The organism is Cupriavidus sp. 05T313, assembly GCF_056396665.1.
Genome location: NZ_JBFTLX010000005.1, coordinates 22,907 through 46,587, shown reverse-complemented (window position 1 = coordinate 46,587; position 23,681 = coordinate 22,907). Strand labels below are relative to the sequence as shown.

Sequence of the window (23,681 nt, the reverse complement as noted above, 5' to 3'; positions counted from 1 at the left end):
CGGCGCCCTTAGTGGTGGTGGCCGTGGCTGGCGCTCGCCTGCCCAGGCGTGGCAGGCTTGCAAGCGGGTATCGGCGCGCCGGCGCTCGGCGCGTCCTTGCTTGCCGGGGGCGCGACCTGGGCATTGGACTCCCGCCATGGGGCGATCGGCTGGGCCTGGAACGGCACGTAGCCGGCGAGCACGTTCAGTGCCGGCAAGGGCGGCACGGATGCGCCGGGGTCGAGCGGATTGGCGGCAGGTGCGCTGGACTGGGCCGGCGACAAGGCCGGTCCGAGCAGCAGGCAAGCCGCCGCGAAAATGCGGACGAAATGCATGACAACCTCAGTGTTCGTGGGTGGCGCGGTTAGCGGCGCGGGGCAAAACGAACGGGGGATGAGCGTGCGCTGGGCGCACCTCGGGTGTCAGCAGCGTGCGGCGGGCGGGCGGTACGAGGGCGAGGGAAGGAAACCGGTATAGGCGGCCAGGGCGGCTGCCGGTGCGGCATGGCCGTGGCTGGCCAGGGCGAGTTCAGGCAGGATCGTGGGCATGACCGCCCCGAGCGCACAGGCGGCACAGGCGCTGCAGGCACCACCGGCGCCATGGCTGGCGTGGTGATCCTGCAGGCTGGATTGGTCGGCGATGTCTGTCACGTCGGCCTGGTCATGCGCCGGGTCCGCGGCGTCATGGCAGTGCGCGCTGGCATGGCCGCCAAGCGCATCCTCCGCCTGCGATTTCATTGCCGCATGACGTAACATCATCGATGTCATGGCAGGCGAATCGGTCGGCAGCCCGTGGGATCCCTGCACCGACTGCGCCGCGCTGCAGACCATCATGACTGCCGCCGCGACACCCTGTGCGGGCAGCGCGATCATGGCGAGACATAGCAGGAAGGAGCTCAGGAAACGTTTCATCGGGGCAGGAGAATGGCAGCCGTCATTGTACCTGCATTGAAAGGTGCGGAAGCGTGACGCGAACATGACAAACCTGTCATCTTTTGCCGCGGGGGGTTTTCCTCGTATAGCGTGTCGGTCTTGCCGGGCCGCGCAATAACCGGCGGATGGCCGGYAGATGGCTCGGAGTGAATGGAAATGCGCATATTGATTGTTGAAGACGAACCCAAGGCAGGCGACTACCTGCGCAAGGGCCTGACTGAATCCGGTTTCGTGGTGGACCTGGCACGCGACGGCGTGGACGGGCTTGCCCATGCGCGCGGCCAGGAGTACGACCTGATCGTGCTGGATGTGATGTTGCCGGGCATGGATGGCTGGCAGGTGCTCCAGGAACTGCGGCGCGAGCGCGATACGCCGGTCTTGTTCCTGACCGCGCGCGACGAGCTCTCGGACCGGCTCAAGGGCCTGGAGCTGGGCGCTGACGACTATATGGTCAAGCCCTTCGCTTTTGCCGAACTGGTCATGCGCATCCGTACCATCCTGCGGCGCGGCCCCTTGCGTGAAAGCGAGCTGATCGAAGTGGCGGACCTGCAGATCGACACAGTCAAGCGGCGTGTCACCCGCGACGGGCAGAAGCTCGAGCTGACCTCCAAGGAGTTCGCGCTGCTGCAACTGCTGGCGCGCCGCAGCGGCGAAGTGCTGTCGCGTTCGCTGATCGCCTCGCACGTATGGGACATGAATTTCGACAGCAATACCAATGTGGTCGATGTTTCCATCCGCCGGCTGCGCGCCAAGGTGGACGATCCCTTCCCCCGCAAGCTGATCCACACCCGCAGGGGCATGGGCTACGTACTGGAAGAGGAGGCCCTGTGAGCCGGGCGATGTCAGGGGCCGCCTCTTGATCCGCGCCGTACTGCGTCTGCCGGCATCGCTCACGGCACGGCTTGCGTTGGCCTATGGCGCCGCCACCGTGGCCATCCTGGTGGCCGTAGGCACTTACCTGGCGAGCGCGCTTGCCGCCCAGCTGCAGGATCGCGACGAGAGCGAACTGGTCAGCGAAGTCCTGCTGGTGCGGCACCTGCTGCGCGAAGTCAGTTCGGAGGAGGAGATCCGGGCCGACACACATCGCTTTGCCGATCTCGCGCTGGGCCATGAAGGCCTGATCCTGCTGGTACGCGGCAGCGAGGGCGCGCCGCTGGTGAGCCTCAATCCGCGCCATGAACCGGTGCCGGTGTTGCCCGTGCTGCCTGCCGAGACGCACCCCGATAAATCGCGGCTGCACACCTGGTACCCGCGCAACGGCGTTGCTTCACGCGGCATCTCCGCGCTTGGGCAACTGGGAGATTCCGATCGCGCGGTCGAGATCGTGGTGCTGCGCGACGCAGGGTACCGCGTCGCGCTGATGAAGGCATACCAGACCCAGATGCTCTGGGCCACGCTGTGCGGCGCGGCGGTGGCGGCCGGGTTGGGCTATCTGTTGGCCAGGCGCGGCTTGCGTCCGCTCAGGCGCATGGCCGAGGATGCCTCGGCCGTCACCATGAGCCGGCTTGCCACGCGCCTCGATGCCGGGCAGGCGCCCACCGAACTGCGCGCGCTGGTGGCTGCGCTTAACGACATGCTGGCGCGCCTGGAGGATGGCTTTCGCCGGCTCTCCGAATTCTCGGCCGACCTCGCGCATGATTTCCGCACCCCCATCAGCAACCTGATCGGCCAGACCCAGGTCACGCTCGGCCAGAGCCGGCCGGTGCAGGAGTACGAAAACCTGCTGGAGTCCAACCTGGAGGAATACGAGCGCCTGGCCCGCATGATCGAGAACATGCTGTTTCTCGCGCGTGCCGACCATGCGCAGGTGGCCATGAAGGTGCGCGAGCTGGACGCGAGGGCGGAGCTGGACAAGGTGGCAGAGTATTACGAGGCCGTTGCCGCGGACCGCGATATCAAGGTGCAGCTGGCGGGGCAGGGCAGCGTGCATGCCGACCAGACCTTGCTGCGCCGCGCGGTGACCAACCTCGTCGACAACGCCCTGCGCCATGCGCCCGCCGGCAGCGCCGTGGACATCCGGGTGGTGGCGGACGCCCATGCCACCAGGATCCGGGTGGGCAACGGCGGTGGCGGGATCGCACCGGAGGCGCTGCCGCATGTATTCGGGCGCTTCTACCGGGGAGATCCTGCGCGCAGCAATTCGGCGGCCTCCACCGGGCTCGGGCTGGCCATCGTCGACACCATCATGCGCCTGCATGGCGGCAGCGTCAGCCTGCGCAGCTTGCCTGGCGAGACGGTGGCGGAGCTGACGTTTCCGCTGATGCCTCAGGCGACCGGCGCGCGGCCGGCCAAGGTTTGAAGGTTAAGGGACGAAGCGCAGGGGAGCCGATTGTGCGGAGCCATGTCGACGGCTCTTCCCTGGCAGGCCAGGCCGCGCCCAAGGCGGGGTCATCGGACCTCGTCCACGCAGGCCCGTTTGAAGAGGCCCGCGTGAACTTCCCCAGGTCTTAGCCGTTGGGCAACGCTGGCGCCGGATCCGCACCGGCCAGGCGTTCGTTGCCAGCTTCGCGCACCTGGCCAGCCTCATCCTCATCCCGCCGATGGGCCAGCCGGTAGAGCACCGGCAGCACCAGCAAGGTCAGCGCGGTGGATGACAGGATGCCGCCGATCACCACCGTGGCGAGCGGGCGCTGCACTTCAGCTCCGGTCCCGGTGGCGATCGCCATCGGGATAAAGCCCAGCGATGCCACCAGCGCCGTCATCAATACCGGGCGCAGCCGGGTTAGCGCCCCAGTTTGGATGGCTTCATCCAGCGGCTTGCCTTCTTCGCGCAGGCTGCGGATGAAAGACAGCATGACCAGTCCGTTTAGCACCGCCACGCCGGACAGGGCGATAAATCCCACCGCCGCCGAGATCGACAGCGGAATGTCCCGTAGCCACAGCGCCAGAATGCCGCCGGTGAGCGCAAAGGGGATGCCGGTAAAGACCAGCAGGCCATCGCGCATATTGCCGAACATGGCAAACAGCAGCACGAACACCATCAGCAACGCCACCGGCACCACGATCTGCAGCCGCGTGGTGGCGGATTGCAGTTGCTCGAAGGTGCCGCCCCAGGTGACCCAGTAGCCGGCGGGGATCCTGACCTGGCGATCGAGCGTGGCCATGGCATCCGGCACGAAGGTGCCTACGTCACGCCCGCGTACATTGGCGCTGACCACGATGCGGCGCTTGCCGTTCTCGCGTGAGACCTGGTTGGGGCCGGGGGCGAGGGTGAGCGTTGCCACTTCGCCCAGCGGGATGTAGCTGGCGCTTGCCGTGGTTCCCTTGGGCAGGGGAATCGGCAGGCGCCGCAGCGCTTCCACATCGGCGCGGATGCCTTCCGGCAAGCGCACGCCGATATTGAAGCGGCGGTCACCCTGGAAGAAGATGCCGGCATCGCGCCCGCCGACGGCGATGGCCACCGTGTCCTGCACGTCGGTCATATTGAGGCCGTAGCGGGCCGCGCGGGCACGGTCCACCTCCACCGTGAGCACCGGCAGGCCGCTGGTCTGCTCGACCTTGACTTCGGTCGCGCCGGGGATGGATTGCAGCACGGTGGCGACCTTTTGCGCGGTATCCTCAAGCACGGCGTTGTCGTCGCCGAAAATCTTCACGGCCACGTCGCTGCGCACCCCGGAGATCAGTTCATTGAACCGCAACTGGATCGGCTGCGAGAATTCGTACTTATTGCCGGGGATGGTCRCCAGTTCGGCCTCCATCTCCGCCAGCAACTGGTCGCGCGTCTTGGACGGATCGGGCCACTTTGCCCGCGGCTTGAGCATGATGTAGCCGTCGGACGCGTTGGGCGGCATCGGGTCCGAGGCGATCTCGGCGGTGCCGGTGCGGGCGAACACGCGCTCGATCTCGGGGAATTTCTCGTTGAGGCGCGTCTCGATCTGTTGCTGCATCGCGAGCGACTGCGTCAGGCTGGTGCCGGGAATGCGCAGCGCCTGCACGGCGAAATCGCCTTCGTTCAGGTTGGGGATGAACTCGCTGCCCAGGCGCGTCGCCACCAGGCCGCTCAGCAGCACCGCCACGGCGGCAAGGGTCAGCACCACCGGTGTGTTGGCGATGGTCTTGCCGAGCATCGGCGCATAGGCGCGCTTGGCCCACAGCATCAGGCGATTTTCCTTCTCGGCCACCTTGTCGCCGATAAACAGCGCTACCGCCGCAGGCACGAAGGTCACCGACAGGATCATGGCCCCGATCAGCGCCAGCACCACCGTCATCGCCATCGGGTGGAACATCTTGACCTCCACGCCGGTCAGCGCAAAGATCGGGATGTAGACGATCATGATGATGAGCTGGCCGAAGATCAGCGGCCGGCGTGCCTCCCTGGCGGCGGCAAAGACTTCGTGGAAGCGTTCGCTGCGGGTGAGCGGGCGGCCGTGCTGTTGCTGGGCATGCGCCAGCCGCCGCACGCAGTTCTCCACGATCACCACCGCGCCATCGATGATGATGCCGAAGTCCAGCGCGCCCAGGCTCATCAGGTTGGCGCTGATCTTGTAGGTCACCATGCCGGTGAACGTAAACAGCATGGATAGCGGGATCACCAGCGCGGTGATGATGGCGGCGCGCAGGTTGCCGAGGAACAGGAACAGGATCACGATCACCAGGATCGCGCCCTCGACCAGGTTCTTCTTGACGGTGGCGATGGCGCGGTCGACCAGCACCGTGCGGTCGTACACCGTGACGGCCTTGATGCCCGCCGGCAGGGAACGRTTGATGGCAGCCATGCGCTGGTCTACCGCTTGCGACACGGCACGGCTGTTCTCGCCGATCAGCATGAAGACGGTGCCCAGCACCACTTCGCGCCCGTTGTCCGTAGCGGCGCCGGTACGCAGTTCACGCCCGATTCCCACGTCGGCGAGGTCGCGGATGCGGATGGGCTGGCCTTGCGCGCTGCCGACGATGATCTCGCGGATATCGTCGATGGACTTGACCTGTCCCGGCGCGCGCACCAGGTATTGCTCTCCGCGCCGTTCGATATAGCCGGCGCCCACGTTGGCGTTGTTCTTCTCCAGCGCCGCTACCACGTCCTGCAGGCTCAGGCCGTAGGAAGCCAGCCGTTCCGGGCTTGGCTCCACGAGGTATTCCTTCGCGAAGCCGCCAATGGAGTTGATCTCTGTCACGCCGGGCACGGTGCGTAGCTGTGGCTTGATGACCCAGTCCTGGATCTCGCGCAGATCGGTCGGGGTGTACGGCGTGCCGTCGGCCTTCCTTGCGCCGTCCTCGGCTTCCACCGTCCACAGGTAGATCTCGCCGAGCCCGGTCGAGATCGGGCCCATCTGCGGCGCCACGCCCGTGGGCAGGTTCTGCGCGGCTTCCTGGATGCGCTGGTTGACAAGCTGGCGCGCGAAGTAGATGTCGGTGCCGTCCTTGAAGATCACCGTCACCTGGGACAGGCCGTAGCGCGACAGCGAACGGGTTTGCTCCAGCCCGGGCAGCCCGGACATGGCGGTTTCGATCGGATAGGTGACGCGCTGCTCGGTTTCGAGCGGCGAGTAGCCTGGCGCGGACGTGTTGACCTGCACCTGCACGTTGGTGATGTCGGGCACCGCGTCGATGGGCAGCCGGCTGTAGTTGTAGATGCCGAGCGCCGCCATGGCGAATACGGCCAGCAGCACCAGCCACCGCTGCTCGATGGCAAAGCGGATCATTCGTTCAAACATGATGGTGTCTCCGCTTAGTGGCTATGCTCGGCGCCGGCCTTGCCCAACTCGGCCTTGATCACGAAGCTGTTGCCGGCCACGTACTTCCAGCCGGCCTGCATCCCGTGCGTGATCTCGACCCGCTTGCCGTCGCTGCGTCCGGTCTTGACCGGCTGCGCCAGGAAGCCGCCCGGCACGGCAACGAACACCACCTGCTGTTCGCCAATGCTTTGCAGCGCCTGGGCGTCGATGGCCRCCGGCACCTCGGCGCTGGAATCGGTCACACCCACGGTAACGAACAAGCCGGGACGCCAGGCCATCTTCGGGTTGGGCAGGGTAACGCGGGCCGTAGCCGTGCGGGTTTGCTGGCCCAGCAGGGATCCGACATACGAGACAGTTCCCTCGGCCTTGCCGTCGAAGGCGGTGGAGGCGATCTTCACCTTCTCGCCGACGCGCACGCGGTCCAGGTCCTTGGGCGCGATCACGAATTCGGCCCATACCGTGCTCAGGTCCGAGATGATGAACACGTTGGCGTCGGCCGCCACGGCTTCGCCTAGCGCCAGGTGCTTCTCCACCACGGTGCCGTCGAAGGGGGCGCGCAGCTCGAAGCGGTTGAGCGACTTGCCGCCCGCATTGCCGCTGGCGCCAATGGCGGTCAGCTTCTGCGTGGCGTTTTGCGTGGCGATGCGCGCTTCCTGTAGCGCGGTGCGCGCAGCCAGGTAGTCCTGCTCGGCGGAAATCTTGTCTTCCCAGAGCTTCTTCTCGCGCTGGAAGGTCGATTCGGCCAGTTCCAGGCGTTTTTGCGCGGCCAGCAGTTCGCTGCGCTGGTCGGACAGCGCGGTGCTGGCCAGCACCGCCAGCAAGTCGCCTTTTTTCACTTGCTGCCCAAGGTTGGCCGACACGCTTTCCACCACGCCGGCTACGCGCGGCACCACGTGGGCGGTGCGGTCCTCGTTGAAGCGGATCTCGCCGGGGAAGGAGACTGTTGCCTCGATACGCGCAGGGCCGGCGGCGAGCAGCGTGAGCCCGGCGCCCTGGATCTGCCCGGGCGTCATCTCGACGCGGCCTTCTTCCTTGCCGAGCTTGATTGCGATGGGCGCGTTGCTGGCCGGCAGCGTCACATTCAGGCTGGCATCGAACGCGTGCGGTTCCGCGATCGTGGCTTCGCTTTGCAGGTAGGACCCGGCGGGCCGGAAAACCAGCGGTTCCTTCTCGCCGGTGAGGCGCTGCAGTTGCCCCGACACCTTGATGCCCGCCGGCGCCACGGCCTTGCCGCCTTGTGCGACCCAGATCCGCATGCGCGGGCCGCCTTCACTGGCGCCGGCTTCGGCCACCAGCACTTCCACGCTGGCATCGCCTTGCCTGAACAACTGTCCGCCATTGGGGCCTGTGCTGCTTTCGTGATGCTCGCCGTCGCCATGTGCGGCGTCGTCGTCGTGCGCGGCGCCGGCTTTGCCGTCGTGATGCTCGCCGTCGTTGTGGGCGGCGGCCTCAGTATGCGCGCCGTGTCCGCCTTCGRCCGCGCTGTTGCCGCGGCCGGTGAAGATCAATGCCGCGCCGGCCAGTGCGCCGCCGGCCAGGATGATGGCGATGCTCGTTTTTTGCTTGCTGCTGATTGCCATGATGGGTTCCTTTGACTCAACGGCCAAGAATGCGGTCGATGGTGGTGGCGGCCTGGTAGGCGGTGGCGACCACGCCGAGATAGCGGATGCGCGCCTGGAACCAGGTGCGCTGCGCATCGAGCACGTCGAGGAAGTTGAACTTGCCGGCTTCGAAGCCTCGCGTGGCGGCCTCGTAGGCTTGCTGGGCGGCAGGCAGCACGGTGCCTTTGAGGGCTTCGGCCGAAGTCCGGGATACGGTCAGTTGCCGCGCGGCTTGCTGCAGTTCATTGGCGAGCCGCACCTGCGTCGCGCGGTACTCGTCGGCGGCCTTGTCGGCCTGGCGCATGGCGGCGTACAGATTGCCCTGGTTGCGGTCGAATAGCGGCAACGGCAGCGACACGCCCAGCACAGGCATGGTGCCGCGATCGGAACTGTTGTCGCGCTTGCTGCCCAGGCTGACGGTCAGGTCTGGATACTGGCGGCTGCGTTCCACGCCAATGACGGCCTGCCGCCGCTCCATCTCCAACCGGCTGTTCGCCAGTTCCGGCGCGCTGTCCAGTGCTTGCATCAGGGTGGCGCCGTCGGGGCGCGCGGGGAGGGTGTCCAGATTGCCCGCGGCCTCAAGGAAGCGGGCTTCGCTGCTGCCCCACAGGCCAGCCAGGGCCTGCCGCGCTACGGCTAGCGCGGCCTCGGCGTCGGCGACTTCGAGCTCGGCATTGGCCTGTTCGACGCGCGCCTTGCTTTCCTCGAGCGGCGCGATCTTGCCGGCGGCCACGCGGCGGGCCGCGGCCAGCGCGCCCTTGGCGGCGATATCGGCCGAGCCCCGCGCAAGCCTGACGCGCTCCTGTGCGATAACCACCGCAAAGAAGCCGCCTACAACGGCGGCGCGCAAGTCGGTGCGGGTCGCGCCCAGTTGCGATTGCGCGAGTTCGCGCGCTTTCTGCGCCGCGCCGATCCGCGCGGAGCGCTTGCCGCCAAGTTCGACCGGCAGGTTGACCTGGGCCGTTGTGGTGCGGGTGTCGCGGCGGTTGTCCTCGAACAGCACCGCGACTTCCGGGTTGGGGATGGTGCGCGCCTGCATGATGCCGCCCTCGGCAGCATCAAGTTCATGGCCGGCTGCCGAAAGCGTGAAATTGCGTCCGGCCGCGAGGGCGAGCGCATCTTCCAGCGTTAGCCTGCCGGCAGGCTCCGCGATTTGCCGGGCTGCCTGTGCAGCGGGGAATGGCGTGGTCGCCGCGTTCTGGGCGAACGCGGCAGGGCTGAGCAAAGCTGCCGCCAGCCCGAGCGGCATCACAAGTGTTCTCATCGAATTTCACCGGGGAAAAAAGCCAGGGAAGTTCGGCGAGACGAGAGTCTGGAGGTAAAGGGAGTCGTCTCGCCGGTCAGACGGCGAGAGACCACTGCGGGCGGTCGGGGGGGGCGCCGGGCGCCGACAGGTAGGACGCGGCAAGCGCCCGGTAGCTGATGGCCACGCCGTGATGCAAGGCGGTCGCGCCGAGGTCCGGCAGAACCAGCTGGGCGCTGGCAAAGTGGCAGACGGCGCAGTCGAGATCGGGCAGCTTGATATTGCCCTTGCCGTCCTTGCTGTCGGTACTGCCGTGCTGGCTGACCTTGCCCTGGTGGGCGTGGCTATGGTGGCCGAAATGCCAGTTGTCGCTGGCCGCCGCGATCGTGTTGTCCTGCGGTGCGCTTTCGTGATGGCAATACGCCGCCGCACCGGCCCAGGCGAACTGGAGCGGCAGCATGATGGCGAAAAGCAGGATCAGGAAACGTCGCATGCGGCGGATTATATAGGCAGGAAGCATGACCCTTGTGCGACTGTGGCTTAACACTGGCGCAAAAGGCGGCGGCAGGTGCCGTATCGGGTCAGCCGCTTGCATTCAAGCCGGGTTCGAGTGCGGGCCACCAGCGAGGTTCCCCGCGGAGGCGCCGGATGTTGCACTTTGAGAATGATTCACAATGCGCTTGACCCTGTAGTCGCTCCAGGGTCTTAAATGGACGGTAAGCAATAACAAGCAGGAAAAACCGCCATGCCTAGCGCCACGCCAGACCAAGCCTCGCTTCGTGACCAGAAGGGTGCCGATCACGGGCATTCACACGCACATGACCACGCGCACAAGCACGAGCATGTGCACCAGCATGACCATGGCGAGGACCACAAGCATGGCCATGATCATGTTCACGATCACCGCGCCCAAGCTGCCAGCCCGGCGTGCTGCGGCTGCGCCAGTGCGGCGCCCGCGGCTCCCGTTTCGGTCCCGGCAGGCGCCGCCGCGGCCAGCTATCGCATCGACGCGATGGACTGCCCCACGGAAGAGACCCTGATCCGGAACAAGCTGGGCAGCATGGCCGGCGTGGCGGCGCTCCAGTTCAACCTGATGCAGCGCGTACTGACGGTGCACCATACGCTGGATTCTCTGGATCCGGTGGTGCGCGCCATCGAGAGCCTCGGCATGAAGGCCGAACCGCTGTCGGAGCAGGCGGCGGCGTTGCCACTGCAGGCCGCCAAGCCGTGGTGGCCGCTGGCGCTGGCCGGCGTGGCCGCGCTCGGTGCGGAGGTGGTGGGATGGCTGCAAGTGCCTGCCCAGGATTGGCTGGCCCCCCTGTTGGCACTGGCGGCCGTGGCCATGGCCGGGCTTGGCGTCTACAAGAAGGGTTGGATTGCACTGTCCAACGGTAACCTGAATATCAATGCGCTGATGAGTATCGCCGTCACCGGCGCCATGCTGATCCGGCAATGGCCGGAGGCCGCCATGGTCATGGTGCTGTTTGCGCTGGCCGAGCGCATCGAGGCGGCATCGCTGGACCGCGCCCGCAATGCCGTGCGCGGCTTGATGGCGATGGCGCCGGAGCAGGCCACGGTGCGGCAGCTGGACGGCAACTGGCTGCCGGTGGATGCCTGCGCGGTGCCCATCGGCGCGCTGGTGCGGCTGCGTCCCGGCGAGCGTGTGGCGCTCGACGGCCGCGTGCTGCGCGGCCAGTCCACGCTGGACCAGGCACCGATCACCGGCGAGAGCGTGCCGGTCGACAAGGCAGTGGGCGATGCGCTGTTTGCCGGCACCATCAACCAGGCGGGCGAACTGGAGTACGAAGTCACGGCGCCGGCCAGCGGGTCCACGCTGGCGCGCATCATCCACGCGGTGGAGGCGGCGCAAGGCAGCCGCGCGCCCACGCAGCGCTTTGTCGATCGCTTTGCCCGCATCTACACGCCGCTGGTGTTCCTCGGCGCCGTGATGGTGGCCGTGGTGCCGCCGCTGGTACTGGATGGCGACTGGAGCGCCTGGATCTATAAGGCGCTGGTGCTGCTGGTGATTGCCTGCCCATGCGCGCTGGTGATCTCCACGCCGGTGACCATTGTCAGCGGGCTGGCCGCGGCCGCGCGGCGCGGCATCCTGATCAAGGGTGGCGTCTATCTGGAGCAGGGCAAGGATCTCAAATGGCTGGCGCTGGACAAGACCGGCACCATCACGCACGGCAAGCCGGTCCAGACCGATTTCCAGCCACTGGGCGAGATCGTGGCGGGCGGCGCGGCGGCCAGCGAGAGGGCGCGCGTCATCGCGGCCAGCCTCGCGGCCCGCTCCGACCATCCGGTCTCCATGGCCGTGGCGAACGCCGCGCGCGCCGAGGGCCTTGCGGTGCTGGAAGTGCAGGATTTCGCGGCGCTGCCGGGTTACGGCGTCAGCGGCAGCGTGAGCGGCCGCGCCTACTACCTGGGCAATCATCGTCTGATCCACGACCGCGGGCTGTGCTCGCCGGAACTGGAAGCCACGCTGGAAGCGCTGGAGCGGCAAGGAAAGACAGTCGTGCTGCTGGGCGCCGACCACGGCGTCGAGGCGCTGTTCGGCGTGGCGGACACGGTCAAGGACAGCAGCCGCCAGGCGGTGGCGGAGTTGCATGCGCTGGGCGTCAAGACGCTGATGCTCTCCGGCGACAACCCGCATACGGCCCAGGCCATCGCCGCCCAGGTACAGATCGACGAGGCGCGCGGCAATCAGCTGCCGCAGGACAAGGCGGATGCCATTGCGGCGCTGAGCGTGAAGGGGGCCGAGGGTGGCGCGGGCGGCGGCAAGCGCGTGGTCGTGGGCATGGTGGGTGACGGCGTCAACGACGCGCCCGCGCTGGCCCGCGCCGATATCGGCTTTGCCATGGGCGCCGCCGGAACCGACACGGCGATCGAGACCGCCGATGTGGCGCTGATGGATGACGACCTGCGCAAGATCCCGGCATTTATCCGGTTGTCACGTCAGACGTCGGCCATATTGAAGCAGAACATCATCCTGGCGCTTGGCATCAAGGCGGTGTTCCTCGCGCTGACGGTAATGGGCGTGGGCACCATGTGGATGGCGGTGTTCGCCGACATGGGGGCGAGCTTGCTGGTAGTGTTCAACGGCTTGCGCCTGGCGAAGGCAGGGCGCGCCTGAAAACGGACGCGCCCCCTGGGAAGGGGGCGCGAGAATCCTTTTGCCGTGGTGTCAGGGCTGGATGATCAATTCGCCGCTGCGGCCTTCGATAGCGCCCCAGGTAACAGGCGCCGTTGGCAGGCTGGCTGGATCGAGATGGCGGTAGAACGTGCCCATCGATACCAGTTCATGCCCTTGCGCGCGCCAGCCATCCAGCAGCCGGTTGAACACCGGCGCAAGTTTCCCGCCTTCCAGTTCCGTGTGCAGCGTGAAGACATGGTCGCGCTCGCCTTCGCTCAGGCGCAGCACGGCCTTGTGGACGTTATCCTCGGTCAGGTCGTCCACGCCGATGAGCTCGTCCAGCGTTGGCAGCGTGGTGGGCATCTGCACATGGCGGCATGCGACGCCATCGACGGTGGGGATGTACGGCGCGGTGCCGCGGCCGTCGGAGGCATACGCCATGCCCCAGTCGTCGATCTGGCGGAAGGCATCATCGTTCATCTGCCAGCCGGCGGCGCCATGCGTGGGCGGCGCTTCGCCGAAAATCTCGACGTAGCGGTCGAATGCGCTTTGCATCTGGCGCCGGGTCCAGGCGGCATCGCGCTCGCGCACGTTGTCCTGCCAGTAGACATGGTCCCAGGTGTGGATGCCGCATTCGTGTCCCGCCGCACGCGCCGCGCGCATCTCGGCCGCGCCTTTGCGGCCGATGTCGGGGCCGGGCAGCAGCACGCCGTACATCAGCGTGCGCAGTCCGTAGTTCGACACCACCGAGGTGCGCGAGACTTTCTTCAGGAAACCGGGACGAAACACGCGCCGCAGCGCCCATCCGGTGTGGTCGGGGCCAAGGCTATAGAGAAACGTAGCCTCGGCCCGCACGCGGGCCAGCATGGAGAGCAGCGCCGGCACGCCTTCGCGGGTGCCGCGCAGCGTGTCGACGTCGACCTTGAGGGCGATACGGGCCATCGGGTGCTTGCGCTCAGTTGGCCGAATCGACCAGGGTGCGCGCTTCCACGACCTTGCCGCGGTAGGCTTCGAAGATGGCGCGCAGCGCGTCTTCCATGCTGACCTCCGGCTTCCAGCCGAGTTCTTCCACGGTGTTGTCGATCTTCGGCACGCGGTTCTGCACGTCCTGGTAGCCCTTGCCGTAGAAATCGCCGGAGGACGTTTCCACGATCTGGGTCTTCTTGGCTTCTTCCGCGTACTCGGGGTAGTCGCCGGCCATCTTCAGCATCATCTCGGCCAGTTCGCGCACGGAGTGGATATTGCGGGGGTTGCCGATGTTGTAGATCTTGCCGGTGGCAACGCCGTCCGGATTCTCGATGATGCGCATCAGGGCGCTGATGCCGTCGGTGACGTCGGCAAAGGCACGCTTCTGCGCGCCGCCATCCACCAGCTTGATCGGCTCGCCGCGCACGATGTGGCCCAGGAACTGGGTCACCACGCGCGAGGAGCCTTCCTTCGATTCGAAGATCGAATCCAGGCCGGCGCCGATCCAGTTGAACGGACGGAACAGCGTGTAGTTCAGGCCTTGCTCCATGCCGTAGGCGTGGATCACGCGGTCCATCAACTGCTTGGAGCAGGCATAGATCCAGCGCGGCTTGTTGATCGGGCCACAGATCAGCTCGGAGGATTCCGGGTCGAATTCGTCGTCGTGGCACATGCCGTACACCTCGGAGGTGGACGGGAACACCAGGTGCTTGCCGTACTTCACGGCGGCGCGCACGATCGGCAGGTTGGCTTCGAAGTCCAGTTCGAACACGCGCAGCGGCTGGCGCACGTAGGTGGCGGGGGTGGCGATGGCCACCAGCGGCAGCACCACGTCGCACTTGCGGATGTTGTACTCGATCCACTCCTTGTTGATGGTGATGTCACCTTCAAAGAAGTGCATGCGCGGATGGTCGATCAGGTCGCCAAGGCGGTCGCTGGACATGTCCATGCCGTAGACTTCCCACGACGTGGTTTCGAGAATGCGGCGCGTCAGGTGGTGGCCGATGAAGCCGTTGACGCCAAGAATCAGGACCTTTTTCATCGGTTTTCCTCTTTGGACAATGCGGTAAGAAATACGGAAAGCGCGTCTGCCGGGACCGGGGCGGCGGTGCCGCCATCGTCCAGCAGTTCGCGTACAAGGATCACGCCGCCGTCGCCGCACACGCCGACGATCTGCCCGTCGATCACGTGYAAGCCCGGGCGGGCGGCGCTGGCGGACTGGAACAGGGCCGCCTGCGGGCGGCGAGCCTGGGCCACCACGAAGCGGCGTCCGCCGATCTCGGTGAAGGCGCCGGGATAGGGCGGCGCTACCGCGCGGATGAGGTTATACACCTGCGCGGCGGGTTGCTGCCAGTCGATGCGGCCGTCCTCGGGCTTGCGGCCCGAGAAGTAGCTGCCTTCGGCCAGCCGGTTGGGCAGTTGCGGCGTGTTGCCGGACATTATGGCGGGCAGGGCGCGCCACAACGTTTGCTCGGCGGCGACGGTCACCTTCTCGAAGACTTCGCCGGCGGTGTCGTCGGGCAGGATCGGCACGGAGGTCTGGTCGACGATATAGCCGGCATCCGGCTTGGCTTCCATGGCGTGCAGCGTGGCGCCGGTTTCGGTCTCGCCGTGCAGCACCGCCCAGTTCACCGGCACGCGGCCACGATACCTGGGCAGCAGAGAGCCGTGCATATTGAACGCGCCTTGCGGCGCCAGCGCCAGCACTGCCGCAGGAATCATCGCGCGGTAGTAGAAGGAGAAGATCACGTCCGGGCGCGCGGCGGCCACCGCGGCGGCCAGCGCCGGGTCGGCCGGGTCTTCGCCGTACAAGACGGGCAGGCCGAGTTCGGCGGCGGTATCGGCAACGCGGCGGAACCAGATGTTTTCATCGGGGCGGTCGCGGTGGGTGATCACCAGCGCCACCTCCACGCCGCGCGCGCGTAGCGTGCGCAGGCAGCGGTCGCCGACGTTGTGATAAGCAAAGACTACTGCGCGCACGAGGGCTCCGGTTTCTTTTGCTGCTCCGGGCTGCCTTCGAGCACGGCCTGGATGCGGTAGCGCGGACGGTTGCGCACCTCCTGGTAGATGCGCCCGATGTATTCGCCCAGCAGGCCGATGCCGAACAGCATGATGCCCACCAGGAAGAAGTTGAAGGCGAGCAGGGTGAACACACCCTGCACTTCCGCGCCGAGAACAAAGCGCCGTACCAGCAGCACGGCCACCAGGCCGGCGGATGCCAGCGAAAGCAACGTGCCGATGGCGGAGAACCACTGCAGCGGCACGATCGAGAAGCCGGTCACCAGGTCGAAGTTCAGCCGGATCAGCTGGAACAGCGAGTACTTGGATTCGCCGGCGTGGCGCTCCTCGTGCTCCACCACGATCTCGACCGGGTTGGAGGAGAAGGTATAAGCCAGCGCGGGAATGAAGGTGTTCACCTCGCGGCAGGCGTTGATGGTGTCGATGACGTTGCGGTCGTAGGCGCGCAGCATGCAGCCCTGATCGGTCATCTTGATGCGCGTGATGCGTTCGCGCAGCCGGTTCATGGCGCGGGAGGCAATGCGGCGGAAGGCGGTGTCGTTGCGCTCGCGGCGGATGGTGCCGACGTAGTCGTGGCCTTCGCGCATGGTTGCCACCAGCCGCGGGATTTCTTCCGGCGGGTTTTGCAAGTCGGCGTCAAGGGTGATCACGATCTTGCCGCGGGTGTGCTCGAAGCCGGCCAGGATGGCCATGTGCTGGCCAAAGTTGCCGTTGAACAGGACCACGCGCGTGACGTCAGGGCGCTGATGGAACTGGCTGGCCAGGATCTGCGCCGAACGGTCGCGACTGCCGTCGTTGACGAAGATGACCTCGTAGCTGCAGCCGAGTCCGTCCATTGCCGGGTAGAGCCGGTCGAACAGGGCTTGCAGGCCGTCTTCCTCGTTGTAGACAGGGATGACGACCGAGACTTCGACTGGGCTCATTTGAAGAGGCGTTTGCATGTTTCGCTAAGAGTTGCGCATACCCGCTCCACATCGGYGGCWTGCATGGCRGGGAACAKCGGCAGCGTGACGATGCCCCGACCGATGCGTTCGGCATGCGGCAGCATGCCTTCGCGCCAGCCCAGGGAGCGGTAATAAGAAAACAGGTGCAGGGCGGGGTAGTGCACGCCGGTGCCGATGCCACGCTCGCGCATGGCTTCCATCACGGCGTTGCGCCCGCCTTCGATACGTTCGGCTGGCAGCACCACCTGGAACATATGCCAGTTGGTGGTGGCCAGGTCGCCGTCGCGCGGCAGTGGCAGTTCGATGCCGAGTTCGGCCAGGCCGCTGTCGGCCGCACAGCGGAAATAGGTCTCCGCCAGTTCGGCGCGGCGCGCGGTGATGGCGTCCAGGTGGGCGAGCTGCGACAGGCCGATGGCGGCGTTGACATCGGTCAGGTTGAATTTGCCGCCGGGCTCCTCCACGTCCATGCCGTCCATGCCGGTGCGGATCACGCCTTGCAGGCGAAGGCGCTCGGCGCGCTGGGCTTCCTCGGGCGAGTTCATCACCAGGCAGCCGCCTTCGACGCTGGTGATGTTTTTGTTGGCCTGGAAGCTGAAGCTGACGAGGTCGCCGAAGGCGCCGATGCGCTGGCCGCGCCAGCGCGAGTCGATGGCCTGCGCGGCGTCTTCGATCACGCGCAGATCATGCTTGCGGGCGATTGCGTAGAGACGGTCCATGTCCACCGGCAGGCCCGACAGGTAGACCGGCATGATGGCGCGCGTGCGCGGCGTGATGGCGGCTTCCACCGCGTCAAGATCGATATTGCGCGTGCGCGGGTCGATGTCGACGAAGACGGGCCTGGCACCCACCGTGATCACGACATTGGCCGTGGCCACCCAGGTAATCGGGGTGGTGATGACTTCGTCGCCGGGGCCGATATTGGCCACGCGCAGCGCGATTTCCATCGTCGCCGAGCCATTGGCGAAGGTGCGCACGGGGCGGCCGCCGAACAGCTCGGACAGGGCGGCTTCGAAAGCGTGCATCTTGGGGCCGGAGGTGATCCAGCCSGAGGCMAGCACCTTGCCGACCTCGGCGATGGCATCGGCGTCAATATTCGGCTTGACGAAGGGCAGGAAGGCTTGCGCAGCGGTAGCGGTCATGGCGATCAGGCTCTTGGTACGGGGTGACGGTAATCAGGAACGGGCAACAAGGAACACGCCTGCGAGGATCAGCAGCATGCCGGCCACGCGCATCGGGCCGATCATTTCGCCGAACAGGTACCAGGCAGCCAGGGCATTCACTACATAACCGAGCGAAAGCATCGGGTAGGCGATYGACACATCGACGCGCGACAAGCCGACGATCCATACGCCGACACTGACCACATACAGGGTCAGCCCGGCCAGCACCGGCCACTGCGTCAACACGCGCAGGGCGGTGGTGAACAGCGTGGCGCGGTCGAGCGTGATGGCGCCCACCGCATTGGTGCCGGCCTTGAGCAGCAACTGGGCGCACGCATTAAGCAGCACGCCAGTAAAGATAAATGCGAAGGTGGAAAGCGTCATGGCGCGCGGTTCGGTTCTTGCGGTGTTGCTGCCGGCGCCTGGCCGGGGGGCGGGAAATTGGTGACCGCCACGCGGCGCTTGTCTTGCCCGATCTTGTACATCGGCACCTTGCGCTCTTCAAGCAGCTTGTAGGTGGAGGCCGACATGATACCTACGGCGTGCTGGCCATCCTGCCATTTTGCAATAAAGGCTTCCAGCGTGGGCAGCCATTTCCCGGGCTCCTGCTTGGTGCCGAACTCGAGTTCGTCGGGCCATTCCACCATGATGGTGGTGCGGCGCAGGTAATAAGGCAAGGTGTGGTCCAGCATGCGCACGCCGTAGATCGGCATGTCATCGGTAAGGACCGCCTTGATGGCCGGGACCATGTCCACGCCCGAAGTCGGCCGCCCCATCACTTCATGGCCGAGCAGCGCTACGGTAAAGCTGCTGAACATGCCCAGCGCATAGAACGTGATGCTGACCATCAGGCCTTTGCTGGCCAGCAGCTTGCGCGCCAGGAAGATGCCGCCGAGCATCAGCACGAAGGCCGCGCCAACCCACACCGCGAACAGGCGGTACAGTTCATTGGGCGTATTGTCGGAGTTCAGGGTGGCCACCACGGGGCTGGCCAGCAAGCCGAGCGCAGCCACTACCAGCATGCCATTGAGCTGGCGCTTCCAGGCCTTCTCGTCAATCTCCTTGAGCGCGACCGCCGCCAGGATAGCCAGAGCCGGGAAGATCGGCACGATGTARCCGGGCAGCTTGGAGCTGGACAGGCTGAAGAAGACAAAGATGGCAATGGCCCAGATCCCTGCCAGCAACGCCGGCTGGAATGGTTTGACGGTGGCCGTGCGGGCCGCGGCGGCGCCGCCGCGCATCGCCTGCCACATGCGCGGCATCAGGCCCAGCCAGGGGATGAAGCCGGCCACCAGCAGCGGCACGAAATACCATAGCGGGCCCTTGCGGGAGTGCACCGTCGAGGTATAGCGCTGCCAGTGCTCATGGATAAAGAAGAAATTGAGGAACTCCGGATTGCGCTCCGACACCAGCCAGAACCAGGGCACCGTGACGATCAGCATCAGCGCGATGCCGGTGATCAGGTGCAGGCGGCGCCACAGGCCAAAATCGCGCGAAACCAGGGTGTAGATCACCAGTACCAGCCCCGGCAGGGCGATGCCCACCAGGCCCTTGGTCAGGATCGCCACGCCCATGGCCACCCAGCAAGCCCACATCCAGTAGCGGCGCGCGGCCGGCGTGGCGGAGGGATGCTGGGCCAGCAGCATGAAGGCCAGCACGCAGGCCATGGCGCCGGACAGGGTCATGTCCAGCGAGTTGAAGTGCGCGGCCACGCTCCACATGGGCGCGGCCACCAGGACCAGGCCGGTCAGCAGGGCGACGCGCGCGCCATACCAGCGATGTGCCGCCAGCACGGAAGCCAGCAGGCCGATCATGCCCGACAGCGCCACGCAGAGGCGGGCCTGCCAGTCACCTACGCCGAACAGGGTGTAGGACAGGGCCGTCACCCACATATGGAAGGGCGGCTTTTCGAAGTATTTGAGCGCGTTGTAGCGAATCGTGACCCAGTCACCGCTGGCAAACATCTCGCGGGCGATCTCGGCATAGCGCCCTTCATCGGAGCGCAGCAGGTGGCGTGCGTCGAGCGTGCCGAACCAGACCAGGAGAATAAACAGGCAAACCAGTGCAATCGCGCCAATCGGCAGGCCGGCGGATTGCGAAACACCTTGTGCGGTGCTTCGCGAGGTATCTCGCGAGGTCACGGAACTACGCATACGTCTCCTGGAAACTGATCGGGTGGCCGTTGGGCTTGCGCCCGGAACGGCCGATTCTCGGGCCTGACGGAATGTAACGGTCGTGGCGCCTGCCGCCGCCGGGTAGGCCAGTCGCCACAACCTGCGGCTTCAGGCCCGTTGGTTTGCCCCGCCTGCGGCCATTGCAGGCAAGCGCACCGGTTCGCCATGGCGCGACCGCCCCCAGCACGCTTAGCATGCCGCTGCCGCCCTGAGGTCCCGGAAATCACTCCGGCTGGCGCCACACCCTAGACGGTACGGGGAGCCCGGAGAAAACATCACAACGCGGCAACCGTAGCTTCGGTAGACACAAAGTAAGGGCAATCGATCCTGCCGGCCGCCTTTGCTTTTATGCCTTCCAAGCGCTTGGCCTTCCATGCCCTTGCCGCATGACTAACCGTAGTTACTATGTGACAAAGGCGCGCAATGTTAGCACGACCGCCGGGACCCGCCGCCGCTCGCTGGGCCAGCGCTCCCAGGCCGATCCAGGCAGGTTGCGCCTCTCAGGTTAAAAGTGATGTATTGGGCGTGTTTCTGGCGCCCCGTAAACGCAGCGAGACGCCGATAAGCAGGATGCCGCACACCACCGCCCAGGCACCGATCAGCCATAGGAGCGCCAGCGCGCCGGCAAGCGGTTGCCAAAGCAGCAAAAAGGCGAACACGATGCTGACCAGTCCGGCCAGCACCAGCCACCATTCATTAGGAATGTCCTTACGCAGGCGTATGGCGGCGACGATCTGCAAGACGCCCGTGGCGAGCGTCCAGGCGGCGATATATAACAGCAGGGAAAACGCGGTCACAACGGGGCTGAACCAGGTCAGCAGGCCCACGCCAAGCCCAAGCAGGCCCTGAAGTGCGAGGATGCCGCGATCACTGGCTTCCCGCTGGCTGCCTGAGATTGCCATCAGCAGCGCGGTGATGCCGTCGGCGGCGGCAAAGGCGCCGAACAGCAGCACGAGCGCGGCCAGCGTGGCAATGGGGGCGAAAAAGGCACAAAACCCGAAAACAATGGCGAAAATGCCGCGTAGTGCCACGACCCACCAAAGCTTGGCGTAATACTGAAGCATAGGAACTCCCTTGCAAGCTGCCGGCACCGGGCCAGCAGTGATGAAGACCGTCGAAGATCGGCAAGACAGGCGTGCAAAAAAGCGCTAATTTCTAGCCAGCGATCCTTCGGCGGAACGGACGGGGGCGTGAAATCATTCTAGACAGGAATCATGTGAGGACAAAGGCGCAAAGGGCAAAGGCTGCGGCGGTTGCCGGAGTYGTGTGGCTGGCAGCGGGTAATCCTGCGCAGGCGCAGACCACCTCAGTGGCCGCCGCGGCCCCGGCCGATAGTGCGCCGTTGCGACCCCTTGCCGTGCTTTGCGATGCGCCCTGGTTCCGTTCCGGTTCACGGGTGCAGATGGAGGGCGATGGCGCCATGCCCATGTCGGTCACCATGACATTGCGGCGCACCACCAAGAGCCCGACAGGATGCCGGGCGCAACTCGAGGTGCGTTCCAAGTCGGCATTGTCCGCGCTGATGGGGCCGCCGGTCATCATGAACCAGGTCCACATGGTCAATATCGACCGCCGTTCCGCTACCGCCAGGAGCAGCATTGAGAGCGAGCATGCCGTCATCAACGCGCAGGGGCGCTATGCGCGCATGTATGGCGAGGCCGCCTTCAGGGGCCAGGGTGTGTTCAGCTATGCGGGCATGGATATCCACGAGGGCAGCACCATCGAGGGCGAGGCGTTCGAGTCCAGCGTATCGCTGCAGATATTTCCGCTGGGCGCGGATGAGGTCGTGGGAAGCATGCGCGCGCTGTACGCCTCGATCAGTGTCAGCTCCCGCCATGTGGGCAAGCGCCAGATGATCGATACCGTGCTGGGGCGCAAGGAGTGCATGCCCATCACCTACGAAAAGCGGACCTCGCTGGGGCCGCTGATGGTGGGAGAGGAGGTGGTGCAGGTCGAGCCCACCGTCATGCACGTAACGGACTGGTATTGCCCTGCCGAGGCATTCGTGCTGCGTACGGAGATCCGCCAGCAGGATAAGGTACAGCGTATCGACGTCACGGCGATGGAGTTGGACACGACAGCACCTGACGTTCCCCCCACGCGATAGCGCACGGACGCGCAAGACAAAAAGCCCGCCAGGATCGGCGGGCTTTTTGCTGGCGAGCGCCGGGTTCCGGCGCGCCTTGCCGGTCAGCTGGCGGCTGCGGCCGATGCAGCGGGCTTCTTGCTCTTGCTATTGCTCTTGGTCTTCTTGGCCGGCTTCTTGGCCTCCGGCGCCGAGGCGTCGGTCAGGTCCGTGCGGGTGCTCTTGTTCGCGCCCTGGGAATACGGGTCGAACTTGTCACCGGACTTGGCACCCTGGCTGTACGGGTCGAACTTCTCGCCCGACTTGGCGCCCTGGCTATACGGGTCGAATTGTTTCTTGCCGGTGGATTGCGCCTGGGCAGCCACGGAGACGGCGCCAATGCACAGCGCGATGGCTGTCGCGACGAACTTATTCATGTTTTCTCCTGGAAAATGCCGCCTTCCGGCGGTTCGAATACGCGGAAACTGACGGGGGAAGGTGGCCTTGCCAAGGGCCAGGCACCATGCCGGGTTTGTCCGCCTGGTCCCAGTGTCGCCAACATTTCGCCCGGCTGTCAACACGTGCTGTATTGTGAAATGCACAGCTTTGTGCTGACTTATGGAAAGCCGCTATTGCCTTTGTCGGCAAGACTTGCTTGACGGTTAATGCTGAATATGAATTGTTGAGCACTTTGGCGGCTGTCGGCGCGCAGTGCTGCGAGTTCGGCTCCGTTGGGCGCCCGGCGCACGCTGACGCTTGCGAAAAAAAAGCCCCCGGGAGCCTGGCGGCCGCGGAGGCTTCCGATGCGTCGTCAGGATTTATTCCGTGGCGACGTCCGAAGGGTGTTTCCATGCATCCCGCACCTGCGTGCTCGGCGCCAGTGCAAGATTGATATTGCGCGCGCCGATCGGCTGCTGGAACCATTGCTTCTGCAAGGCGACGACCTGCGGGCCCGCGAATACCGACGCGAGGGTCTGGTCGACGAGTTGCTTCCATTCCGGGTCCGCCCTGGACATCATCAACGCATTCTGCTCGACCGACAGGGCGGGACCCACGATTACGAACTGCGACGGGTCCTTGGCGCGGGCGCGCAGCCCCGACAGCAACACGTCGTCCATCACAAACGCCTGGGCGCGGCCGGATTCCAGCAGCAGGAAGGACTCGCCATGATCCTTGGCGTAGATGTCGTGGTAACCATACTGGCTCTTCAGGCGGCGCACGTGGCGGTCGCCGGTGGAGCCGGCGCTCGTTACCACGTTCTTGCCGCGCAGGTCATCGAATGACTGGATGCCGGAGTCCGCGCGCACCAGCATGCGTACCGTGGAGATGTAATGGGAGACGCTGAAAGCTACCTGCTTCTGGCGCTCCAGCGAATTTGTATTGGGCGCGCAATCCAGATCCACCAGCCCGTTGACCACGGCCGGGATGCGGTTCTGCGGCGTGAGCGGCATCCATCGCACCTTGATCGTCTTCAGCCCAAGCTTCACGCGCGCGGCTTCGGCGGCGCGCAGGCACAAGTCCACCGCGTAGCCCGCAGGCTCGCCCTTGTCGTCGGCGAAGGAGAACGGCAGGGCCGATTCCCGGTAGCCAAGCACGATCGTGCCGGTATTGCGAATCTTGTCCAGTACCGGGCTTTGCGCCTGGGCTGCCTGAGGGGCGGAGAACGACAGCGCGGCCGCCGCGGCGAAGACTAGCTTGACCAGCAGGTGCGAGGCGCGCGATGCGCCGGCGCTGGTCAAAGTGGAAAACGGAAACATATGTCGAATATTTCAAAAACCGCAAGGCTACGC

General features: G+C 65.8%; 20 protein-coding genes. 4 read left to right on the top strand and 16 right to left on the bottom strand.

Annotated elements, in window-relative coordinates; translation table 11 throughout:
- Positions 1–8: 8 nt before the first annotated feature.
- Entirely contained in the window at positions 9–314 is a 306-nt protein-coding gene (locus tag AC1DKD_RS02170) for a hypothetical protein (RefSeq protein ID WP_441628469.1), read from the bottom strand.
- An 87-nt stretch (positions 315–401) separates the two neighbouring features.
- Positions 402–890 (bottom strand): hypothetical protein, encoded by a 489-nt coding sequence (locus AC1DKD_RS02165; protein WP_477102538.1) that lies wholly within the window; start codon positions 888–890, stop codon positions 402–404.
- A gap of 177 nt (positions 891–1,067) precedes the next feature.
- Between AC1DKD_RS02165 and AC1DKD_RS02160 the strand changes: the two genes are divergently transcribed.
- Both AC1DKD_RS02160 and AC1DKD_RS02155 read left to right on the top strand, forming a co-directional pair.
- Positions 1,068–1,742 (top strand): heavy metal response regulator transcription factor, encoded by a 675-nt coding sequence (locus AC1DKD_RS02160; RefSeq protein ID WP_035862957.1) that lies wholly within the window; start codon positions 1,068–1,070, stop codon positions 1,740–1,742.
- 25 nt (positions 1,743–1,767) lie between these two features.
- Positions 1,768–3,210, top strand: coding sequence for a heavy metal sensor histidine kinase (locus AC1DKD_RS02155; protein WP_441628463.1), 1,443 nt, complete (start codon positions 1,768–1,770; stop codon positions 3,208–3,210).
- A 148-nt stretch (positions 3,211–3,358) separates the two neighbouring features.
- On the opposite strand, the gene AC1DKD_RS02150 is transcribed toward AC1DKD_RS02155, so the two are convergent.
- The 4 genes from AC1DKD_RS02150 to czcI form a co-directional block, all read right to left on the bottom strand.
- Positions 3,359–6,562 (bottom strand): CusA/CzcA family heavy metal efflux RND transporter, encoded by a 3,204-nt coding sequence (locus AC1DKD_RS02150; protein WP_477142881.1) that lies wholly within the window; start codon positions 6,560–6,562, stop codon positions 3,359–3,361.
- 14 nt (positions 6,563–6,576) lie between these two features.
- Positions 6,577–8,163 (bottom strand): efflux RND transporter periplasmic adaptor subunit, encoded by a 1,587-nt coding sequence (locus tag AC1DKD_RS02145; RefSeq protein WP_477142880.1) that lies wholly within the window; start codon positions 8,161–8,163, stop codon positions 6,577–6,579.
- A 16-nt stretch (positions 8,164–8,179) separates the two neighbouring features.
- Positions 8,180–9,448 (bottom strand): TolC family protein, encoded by a 1,269-nt coding sequence (locus AC1DKD_RS02140; RefSeq protein WP_477111530.1) that lies wholly within the window; start codon positions 9,446–9,448, stop codon positions 8,180–8,182.
- 76 nt (positions 9,449–9,524) lie between these two features.
- Entirely contained in the window at positions 9,525–9,920 is a 396-nt protein-coding gene (czcI, locus tag AC1DKD_RS02135; protein ID WP_441628455.1) for a cation efflux protein, CzcI family, read from the bottom strand.
- A 252-nt stretch (positions 9,921–10,172) separates the two neighbouring features.
- On the opposite strand from czcI, the gene AC1DKD_RS02130 reads away from it, so the two are divergent.
- On the top strand, positions 10,173–12,563 hold the full coding sequence (locus AC1DKD_RS02130) for a heavy metal translocating P-type ATPase (RefSeq protein ID WP_477111531.1): 2,391 nt from the start codon (positions 10,173–10,175) through the stop codon (positions 12,561–12,563).
- A 51-nt stretch (positions 12,564–12,614) separates the two neighbouring features.
- On the opposite strand, the gene AC1DKD_RS02125 is transcribed toward AC1DKD_RS02130, so the two are convergent.
- From AC1DKD_RS02125 to AC1DKD_RS02090, 8 genes are all read right to left on the bottom strand, one after another.
- A complete protein-coding gene (locus tag AC1DKD_RS02125) occupies positions 12,615–13,505 on the bottom strand; it encodes a polysaccharide deacetylase family protein (protein WP_441628451.1) in 891 nt (296 codons plus the stop codon).
- Positions 13,506–13,518: 13 nt separating this feature from the next.
- Positions 13,519–14,571, bottom strand: a complete 1,053-nt coding sequence (locus tag AC1DKD_RS02120; protein ID WP_441628449.1) for a bifunctional UDP-4-keto-pentose/UDP-xylose synthase — start codon at positions 14,569–14,571, stop codon at positions 13,519–13,521.
- A complete protein-coding gene (locus tag AC1DKD_RS02115) occupies positions 14,568–15,509 on the bottom strand; it encodes a formyltransferase (RefSeq protein ID WP_441628447.1) in 942 nt (313 codons plus the stop codon). The genes AC1DKD_RS02120 and AC1DKD_RS02115 overlap by 4 nt, the downstream gene beginning before the upstream one ends.
- Positions 15,497–16,489: a glycosyltransferase gene (locus AC1DKD_RS02110; RefSeq protein WP_035862864.1), complete on the bottom strand. Its 993-nt coding sequence runs from the start codon at positions 16,487–16,489 to the stop codon at positions 15,497–15,499. Before AC1DKD_RS02110 ends, AC1DKD_RS02115 begins: the two co-directional genes overlap by 13 nt.
- Positions 16,468–17,631, bottom strand: coding sequence for a DegT/DnrJ/EryC1/StrS family aminotransferase (locus tag AC1DKD_RS02105; protein WP_477142879.1), 1,164 nt, complete (start codon positions 17,629–17,631; stop codon positions 16,468–16,470). Before AC1DKD_RS02105 ends, AC1DKD_RS02110 begins: the two co-directional genes overlap by 22 nt.
- 33 nt (positions 17,632–17,664) lie before the next feature.
- Positions 17,665–18,036 carry a DMT family transporter gene (locus tag AC1DKD_RS02100; protein ID WP_035862867.1) on the bottom strand — a complete coding sequence of 124 codons (372 nt, stop codon included), beginning with the start codon at positions 18,034–18,036 and terminating at the stop codon, positions 17,665–17,667.
- On the bottom strand, positions 18,033–19,805 hold the full coding sequence (locus tag AC1DKD_RS02095; RefSeq protein ID WP_441628442.1) for a glycosyltransferase family 39 protein: 1,773 nt from the start codon (positions 19,803–19,805) through the stop codon (positions 18,033–18,035). The genes AC1DKD_RS02100 and AC1DKD_RS02095 overlap by 4 nt, the downstream gene beginning before the upstream one ends.
- Positions 19,806–20,326: 521 nt before the next feature.
- Positions 20,327–20,890: an HdeD family acid-resistance protein gene (locus AC1DKD_RS02090; protein ID WP_441628440.1), complete on the bottom strand. Its 564-nt coding sequence runs from the start codon at positions 20,888–20,890 to the stop codon at positions 20,327–20,329.
- A gap of 152 nt (positions 20,891–21,042) precedes the next feature.
- On the opposite strand from AC1DKD_RS02090, the gene AC1DKD_RS02085 reads away from it, so the two are divergent.
- Entirely contained in the window at positions 21,043–21,933 is an 891-nt protein-coding gene (locus AC1DKD_RS02085) for a hypothetical protein (RefSeq protein ID WP_441628438.1), read from the top strand.
- Between the two features lie 83 nt (positions 21,934–22,016).
- On the opposite strand, the gene AC1DKD_RS02080 is transcribed toward AC1DKD_RS02085, so the two are convergent.
- The gene (locus tag AC1DKD_RS02080; RefSeq protein ID WP_441628436.1) at positions 22,017–22,328 is read right to left on the bottom strand and encodes an amino acid ABC transporter permease; all 312 of its coding nucleotides are present in this window, start codon (positions 22,326–22,328) and stop codon (positions 22,017–22,019) included.
- A 381-nt stretch (positions 22,329–22,709) separates the two neighbouring features.
- The gene (locus AC1DKD_RS02075; RefSeq protein ID WP_035862875.1) at positions 22,710–23,648 is read right to left on the bottom strand and encodes an amino acid ABC transporter substrate-binding protein; all 939 of its coding nucleotides are present in this window, start codon (positions 23,646–23,648) and stop codon (positions 22,710–22,712) included.
- Positions 23,649–23,681 lie beyond the last annotated feature (33 nt).

What these genes read in the sequence shown, in the direction of transcription:
- AC1DKD_RS02170 (WP_441628469.1), bottom strand. Translation starts at nt 314, where the DNA reads ATGCATTTCGTCCGCATTTTCGCGGCGGCTTGCCTGCTGCTCGGACCG.
- AC1DKD_RS02165 (WP_477102538.1), bottom strand. Translation starts at nt 890, where the DNA reads ATGAAACGTTTCCTGAGCTCCTTCCTGCTATGTCTCGCCATGATCGCG.
- AC1DKD_RS02160 (WP_035862957.1), top strand. Translation starts at nt 1,068, where the DNA reads ATGCGCATATTGATTGTTGAAGACGAACCCAAGGCAGGCGACTACCTG.
- AC1DKD_RS02140 (WP_477111530.1), bottom strand. Translation starts at nt 9,448, where the DNA reads ATGAGAACACTTGTGATGCCGCTCGGGCTGGCGGCAGCTTTGCTCAGC.
- czcI (WP_441628455.1), bottom strand. Translation starts at nt 9,920, where the DNA reads ATGCGACGTTTCCTGATCCTGCTTTTCGCCATCATGCTGCCGCTCCAG.
- AC1DKD_RS02130 (WP_477111531.1), top strand. Translation starts at nt 10,173, where the DNA reads ATGCCTAGCGCCACGCCAGACCAAGCCTCGCTTCGTGACCAGAAGGGT.
- AC1DKD_RS02125 (WP_441628451.1), bottom strand. Translation starts at nt 13,505, where the DNA reads ATGGCCCGTATCGCCCTCAAGGTCGACGTCGACACGCTGCGCGGCACC.
- AC1DKD_RS02120 (WP_441628449.1), bottom strand. Translation starts at nt 14,571, where the DNA reads ATGAAAAAGGTCCTGATTCTTGGCGTCAACGGCTTCATCGGCCACCAC.
- AC1DKD_RS02110 (WP_035862864.1), bottom strand. Translation starts at nt 16,489, where the DNA reads ATGCAAACGCCTCTTCAAATGAGCCCAGTCGAAGTCTCGGTCGTCATC.
- AC1DKD_RS02090 (WP_441628440.1), bottom strand. Translation starts at nt 20,890, where the DNA reads ATGCTTCAGTATTACGCCAAGCTTTGGTGGGTCGTGGCACTACGCGGC.
- AC1DKD_RS02080 (WP_441628436.1), bottom strand. Translation starts at nt 22,328, where the DNA reads ATGAATAAGTTCGTCGCGACAGCCATCGCGCTGTGCATTGGCGCCGTC.
- AC1DKD_RS02075 (WP_035862875.1), bottom strand. Translation starts at nt 23,648, where the DNA reads ATGTTTCCGTTTTCCACTTTGACCAGCGCCGGCGCATCGCGCGCCTCG.